Annotated in this window: 6 protein-coding genes and 1 pseudogene; 2 read left to right on the top strand and 5 right to left on the bottom strand. The window is 73.6% G+C overall.

The genetic code is table 11. From position 1 onward, the window contains the following. The 3 genes and pseudogenes from ACFY23_RS06210 to ACFY23_RS06200 all read right to left on the bottom strand — a co-directional run. Positions 1 to 84: pseudogene (locus ACFY23_RS06210) on the bottom strand (GlsB/YeaQ/YmgE family stress response membrane protein); the annotation flags it as partial. Positions 85 to 412: 328 nt separating this feature from the next. Beyond that, positions 413 to 2290, bottom strand: coding sequence for a translation elongation factor 4 (gene lepA / locus ACFY23_RS06205; protein ID WP_350684159.1), 1878 nt, complete (start codon positions 2288 to 2290; stop codon positions 413 to 415). Positions 2291 to 2466: 176 nt separating this feature from the next. Then, positions 2467 to 3003: a DUF4240 domain-containing protein gene (locus ACFY23_RS06200; protein ID WP_350684160.1), complete on the bottom strand. Its 537-nt coding sequence runs from the start codon at positions 3001 to 3003 to the stop codon at positions 2467 to 2469. Between ACFY23_RS06200 and ACFY23_RS06195 the strand changes: the two genes are divergently transcribed. Both ACFY23_RS06195 and rpsT read left to right on the top strand, forming a co-directional pair. Then, complete coding sequence (locus ACFY23_RS06195; protein ID WP_387036759.1) at positions 3002 to 4126, top strand: phosphotransferase; 1125 nt, start codon at positions 3002 to 3004, stop codon at positions 4124 to 4126. The genes ACFY23_RS06200 and ACFY23_RS06195 overlap by 2 nt on opposite strands. 289 nt (positions 4127 to 4415) lie before the next feature. Next, positions 4416 to 4682: a 30S ribosomal protein S20 gene (gene rpsT, locus ACFY23_RS06190; RefSeq protein WP_350684162.1), complete on the top strand. Its 267-nt coding sequence runs from the start codon at positions 4416 to 4418 to the stop codon at positions 4680 to 4682. A 230-nt stretch (positions 4683 to 4912) separates the two neighbouring features. On the opposite strand, the gene ACFY23_RS06185 is transcribed toward rpsT, so the two are convergent. After that, a complete protein-coding gene (locus tag ACFY23_RS06185) occupies positions 4913 to 5353 on the bottom strand; it encodes a hypothetical protein (protein WP_350684163.1) in 441 nt (146 codons plus the stop codon). Next, the gene (gene holA / locus ACFY23_RS06180; RefSeq protein ID WP_350684164.1) at positions 5350 to 6330 is read right to left on the bottom strand and encodes a DNA polymerase III subunit delta; all 981 of its coding nucleotides are present in this window, start codon (positions 6328 to 6330) and stop codon (positions 5350 to 5352) included. Before holA ends, ACFY23_RS06185 begins: the two co-directional genes overlap by 4 nt. Positions 6331 to 6393: the final 63 nt, after the last annotated feature.

The raw sequence follows: 6393 nt of genomic DNA, 5'->3' as shown, positions 1-6393 counted from the left end.
GCCCGGCACGAGCAGGCGACCCAGAGCGCCGACGATCAGACCAACGATGAGCGCAGTGATGATGCCCCAAACGGTGAGCTCCACGTCGCCCTCCTTCTGAATAATCAATTCCACGGTCTGTGGTGTTCCTGTCGTGACCGCAATGTTCCCGAGCCGCCGAAAAGCCAAACCGATTCGCACTCCGACAGACGGCGTCGAGCGTCAATGGCACGTCGCGGCGAATCCCGCCGCGGGGCCGTCCGCGCAGGTGGCGCCCCGTCCCGTCGCGGGCCGGCCGTCCCCGGGGCGGGCCGCGAAAAATCTCCGGACGCGAACGGCCGACGCCCCGGCCGGGCGGGACCACCGAGGGTCCGCGGCCCGGCCGGGGCGCCGGCCGTCGTACGTCGTCATCCGCCGGCGGACCGGCGGCGCGTCACTTCTTGCCGGGGGCCTTGCCGTCCCCGGAGTCGGACGAGAGCGCGGCGATGAAGGCCTCCTGGGGGACCTCCACCCGGCCCACCATCTTCATCCGCTTCTTGCCCTCCTTCTGCTTCTCCAGCAGCTTGCGCTTACGGCTGATGTCACCGCCGTAGCACTTGGCGAGCACGTCCTTGCGGATCGCGCGGATGGTCTCCCGGGCGATCACCCGGCTGCCGATGGCCGCCTGGATCGGCACCTCGAACTGCTGGCGCGGGATCAGGTTGCGCAGCTTCGCCGCGATGGTGACCCCGTAGTTGTACGCCTTGTCCTTGTGCACGATCGCGCTGAACGCGTCCACCGGCTCGCCGTGCAGCAGGATGTCGACCTTGACCAGGTCGGACGCCTGCTCGCCGGAGGGCTCGTAGTCCAGCGAGGCGTAGCCCTTGGTGCGGCTCTTCAACTGGTCGAAGAAGTCGAAGATGATCTCCGCGAGGGGCAGCGTGTAGCGCAGCTCCACCCGGTCGGCGGAGAGGTAGTCCATGCCGAGCAGGCTCCCCCGGCGGCCCTGGCAGAGCTCCATCACCGCGCCGACGTAGTCGTTCGGGGTCAGCACGGTGGCGCGCACGACCGGCTCGTACACCTCGGCGATCTTGCCCGTGGGGTACTCGCTCGGGTTCGTCACGACGATCTCCTGGCCGTCCTCCGTGATGGCCCGGTAGACCACGTTCGGCGCGGTCGAGATCAGGTCGAGGTTGTACTCCCGCTCCAGCCGCTCCCGGATGATCTCCAGGTGCAGCAGGCCGAGGAAGCCGCAGCGGAAGCCGAAGCCGAGTGCGCCCGACGTCTCCGGCTCGTAGTCGAGCGCGGCGTCGTTGAGCTTGAGCTTGTCCAGCGCCTCGCGCAGGTTCGGGTAGTCGGAGCCGTCGATCGGGTAGAGGCCCGAGTAGACCATCGGCTTCGGGTCCTTGTAGCCGCCGAGGGCCTCGGTGGCCGGCCGGGAGTTGATGGTGACCGTGTCACCGACCCGGGACTGGCGGACGTCCTTCACACCGGTGATCAGGTAGCCGACCTCGCCGACGCCGAGCGCGTCGGCCTTCACCATCTCCGGCGAGATGACGCCGATCTCCAGCAGCTCGTGCGCGGCACCGGTGGACATCATCTTGATCCGGTCGCGGGCGCTGATGTGCCCGTCGATGACCCGGACGTAGGTGACCACGCCCCGGTAGACGTCGTAGACCGAGTCGAAGATCATCGCGCGGGCCGGCGCCTCGGCGTCGCCGACCGGGGGCTTGAACTGCCGGACGATCTCGTCGAGCAGGTACGGCACGCCCTCGCCGGTCTTGCCGGAGACCTTGATGCAGTCCGCCGGGTCGCCGCCGATGAGGCGCGCCAGCTCCTCGGCGTACTTCTCCGGCTGGGCGGCCGGCAGGTCGATCTTGTTGAGCACCGGGATGACGTGCAGGTCGTTCTCGAGCGCCAGGTAGAGGTTCGCCAGGGTCTGCGCCTCGATGCCCTGGGCGGCGTCGACCAGCAGGATCGCGCCCTCGCAGGCGGCCAGCGACCGGGACACCTCGTAGGTGAAGTCGACGTGGCCCGGAGTGTCGATCATGTTGAGCACGGCGGCCTCGCCGGCCCGGTCGCCCTCCCGGACGGTCCAGGGCATCCGGACGGCCTGGCTCTTGATCGTGATGCCGCGCTCGCGCTCGATGTCCATCCGGTCGAGGTACTGCGCACGCATCTGCCGGGGGTCGACCACGCCGGTGAGCTGCAGCATCCGGTCGGCCAGGGTCGACTTCCCGTGGTCGATGTGGGCGATGATGCAGAAGTTCCTGATGCGCGCCGGGTCGGTGGCACCAGGAGCGTTCGCGCCGGAATCGAGCGTCGGTGGCACAGCGGTCCGTTCTGGTCGGCTGACGTGAGCGGGCCGGCGCGACGCCGGCCCCCTCTATGCTCCCACGTCGCCGCCGCGCACCCGCTGCGCGGGCGATCCCCGCCGCCGGGGATCCCCCCGGGGCCCCTGGCCGGGCCGCCGGCGCACGGCGTCAAGCGCCGACGCCCCGGCCGGCGTCACTCGGCGGGCGGCTCGACGAAGAGGGCGGCGAGCCGGGGCAACCGCCGCCTGGCCTCCTCCTCGTCGTCGAAGTCCCAGAAGTCGTTGAGGTCCGGCACCGGCGCCGGCTCCCGGTCCGCCGGCAGGTCGGTGGCGGTGGCCCTGCGGTAGGCGTCCCACGGCACCGCCAGCATCTCCTCGGCCGAGAACTCCTCGCCGCTGAGCGACGCCGCCCGTACCTGCGGCAGCTCGGCCAGCGAGTCCGGGTCGGCGACGGCGCGGGCGAAGACCGCGCGGCCCTGGGTCATCAGCCAGCCCCGGAAGTGGTGGAAGCCGTCGTCGGACACCCCGCCGTTGATCAGGTAGGCCGCCCCCCAGAGGTCGGCCTTGTGCGAGGCCGACAGCACCCGGGCCTGGTGGCGGGCGTACCCGACGATGTCGTCCGGGTCGCGCTCGGCGAGCAGGGCGACGGCCCGCGCGGCGACCGCGTGCGGCTCTCCCCCGCCGCCGGCCCGCGCCCGGTCGATCAACTGCCAGAAGTCGTCGGTCCTCATGGCCTGGCAGTCTGGCAGACCGCGCCGCCCGTCCCGCCGCAGCGGGAACACCCCGCCGGTTCGCGGCCCCGCGTCACGGTGTGTCCTGGCCCGCGCCCCCGGTGCCCCGTGCCCCGTGTCCCGGCAGCATGGTGGGGTGACCCCGACGTTCCCGCCCCCGGTGCCGTACCACGCGACCGCGCACCGGCCGGCGTGGGAGACGCTCCCCGCTGCCCTACGCACCGCGATCGCCGCCCGGCTCGGCGCCCCGGTGGTCGCCGCCCGCGTGGCCGGCGCCGGCTTCACCCGGGGCTTCGCCGCCGTCCTCACCACCGCCGCCGGGGACCGGGCCTTCGTCAAGGCCGCGGCCGCCGCCGAGCAACCGCGCCTGGTCGACTGGTACGCCCGGGAGGCCGTGATCCTCGACCGGCTCCCGGACGACCTGCCGGCGCCCCGCCCCCGCTGGACGCTGTACGAGGCCGGCTGGTTCGCGCTCTGCCTGGACGCCGTCGACGGCCACACGCCCCGGCTGCCCTGGGACCCGGCCGAACTGACCGCCACCCTCGCCGGGTACGCCGAGGTCGCCGCCGCGCTGGCCGCACCCCCGGCCCCGCTGGTCGCGCTCGGGCTGCCCCACCTCGCCGACCTGGCCCGGGAGGACATCCTCTGGTGGGGCGAGGTGGCCGCCGGCCGGGAGCCGTCACCGCCGCTGCCCGAGCGGGTGCGGGACCGCCTGCCCGACCTCGTCGCGCTGGAGTCCCGCCTCCCCGGGTACGCCGCCGGGGCAAGCGGCCTGATCCACGGCGACCTGCGGCTGGACAACGTGCTGATCGACGGGATCGGCCGGGCCTGGCTCTGCGACTGGACCTGGCTCTGCCACGGTCCCGCCTGGTTCGACCTGGCCGGCCTGCTCCTCACCGCGTACGCCGGCGGCCTGGACGCCGACACGCTCTTCGCCCGGCATCCGGCGGCGGCCGGGGCACCCCCGGACGCGTTGGACGTCACGCTGGCCGCGTTGTCCGGCTACTTCCTCACCACGGCCGCCTCGGCGCCCGCGACGGCGTCGCCGCACCTGCCGGCGCACCAGCGGTGGAGCGGCGAGCAGTCCCTCGCCTGGCTCGCCCGACGGCAGGGCTGGGCCTGACCCCCGCACCCTCGGCCGGCACCGGCCCCGCCGCACGCACCGGCCCCGCCGCACGCACCGGCCCGGGCGATCGACCGCCGGCCCCGGCCGGGCTCCCCCGCCCGGCTCCCCCGCCCGGCCGGTGTCCGGCCCGTCCGTGCCCGGCCGGGCACGCCCCCACCAGGGCCCGGGGCGGAGCCGTTTTGGCTCGTCCCGGGCGACCTGGTAACCTGGCTCTTCGCGCAGCGATGACGCATGCTCGTCGCGCGCACAAGCAGACCAACCCGAGCTATCAAGACGAGGCTGTCGCGTGGCGAACATCAAGTCCCAGATCAAGCGCAACCGGCAGAACGAGAAGCGCCGGCTGCGTAACAAGTCGGTCAAGTCGTCGCTGAAGACCGCCGTCCGGAAGTTCCACGAGGCTGCGGAGGCTGGTGACGTCGAGAAGGCCACCATCCTCATGCGCGACGCCTCGCGCAAGCTGGACAAGGCGGTCAGCAAGGGCGTGATCCACGCGAACCAGGCCGCGAACCGCAAGTCCGCGATCGCCAAGCGCGTGGTGTCGCTCTCCGCCTGACGCGGCGACCCCAGACCTGACCGGAAGCCCCGGGCGTTCCCCGGGGCTTCCGGCTGTCCGCCCTTCTGCGTTCCGCACCACCACCCGGCCGGGAGAGACCGGCCGGGCTTCCGGCTGTCCGCTTCTCGCGTACCGCACCATTACCCGGCCGAGCTGCGGGCTGTCCGCTTTCGCGCACCGCGCCACCATCCGGCCGGGCGAGACCGACCGGGCCGCCGGCGTGCCGACGATCACGGCTGAGCCGGTCGGCCCGTCTCCGTCCCGTCACCGGCCTCCCGCGCCACCGGCTCGGTCGTGACGACCACGCCGGGCACGCTGTGCGTGATCCAGTCGACCCTGGCCCGCCCGACGACGGGCTCCATCTGCTGGCGGAAGCGGTCCCGCTCCTGCTCGGGCACGAGGGCCGCGGAGCGGACCACCATGGCGGCCACCATGTCGTTGAGCTTCACCATCACCGCCACCGTCGCGGGCAGGATCAGCACCGCCCACCAGGTGACCAACTCGGCGAGGGCGAGCAGCGCGGCGAGCGCGACGGCGCCCTCGAAGAAGAGGAAGCAGAGCACCCCGCCGGGGTTGACGACGCGCAGCCCGAGGACCCGGGCGTAGAGCGGCCGGTAGCGCTCCTCGTCGGCGGGGATCGTGGCCCACGAGCCGCGGAGGGCTCCGCTCACCGGGCGCCACCCTGCCGGGCGGCCGCGACCGAGAAGACGGCCCGCTCCAGCGCATACGCCCGGTCGTCCGCCCCGCCCTTGACGGCCGCGTTGCACTCGGCGGCGGCCCGCATGGCCTCGACCAGGCCCTCGGGGGTCCACCCGCGCCCCTGGCGCTGCGCCCGCTCGATCTTCCACGCCGGCATGCCCAGGCTGCTCGCCAACTGGTAGGGGCTGCCCCGGCCGGCGGACGCGACCCGGGCCACGGTGCGCACGCCGTCGGCGATCGCGTCGGCGATCGGCACCGGGTCGACCCCGACGTGCAGCGCCCAGCGCAGCGCCTCCAGGGCGGCCGGCACGTCGCCGACCATGGTGGCGTCGGCGACCGTGAAGCCGCTCACCTCGACGCGGCCCCGGTAGTAGCGGGCGACCGTGTCGGCGCCGATCCGGCCGTCGGTGTCGGCCATCAGCTGGGAACACGCGGCGGCCAGCTCGCGCAGGTCGTTGCCGACCGCCGCGATGAGCGCCTCGGCGGCGTCGTCGGTGCACTTCCCGCCGGCACGGCGGATCTCGTCGCGGACGAACGCCACCCGCTCGCGGTGCCCCTTGAGCTTGGCCGCCGGCACGACCGTCGCGCCGGCCGCCTTCAGCCCGTCGGCGAACGCCTTGCCCTTGGCCCCGCCGAGGTGCAGCACGACGAGCTGCACCTCGGGGTCGGGGTTCTTCGCGTACGCCAGCAGGGCCGCCACCAGGTCCTTGCGGGCGTCCTGGCTGGCGCGGAGCACCAGCACCCGCCGCCCGCCGAAGAGGGAGGGGCTGAGCATCTCGGCGATCTCGCCGACGGTCAGGGCGCCGGCCTGGTACTCGCGGACGTCCACGTCGGGGTCGACACTGCGGGCCCGGGCCACGGCTTCGGTGACCGCGCGCGTGGCGAGCAGCTCCTCGTCGCCGAGGACGAGCAGAATGGGAGCGAGGCTGGCGGCGGTCACGCCGCCCATATTCGCACGGCCGGCGGCTCGGTCCAGCCTGCTCATCCGCACTGTGACGGCGGAGCCCGCACT

The organism is Micromonospora sp. NPDC000121 (assembly GCF_042899165.1).
Lineage (GTDB): Bacteria > Actinomycetota > Actinomycetes > Mycobacteriales > Micromonosporaceae > Micromonospora.
This window is presented reverse-complemented; position numbering and strand designations above follow the sequence as displayed.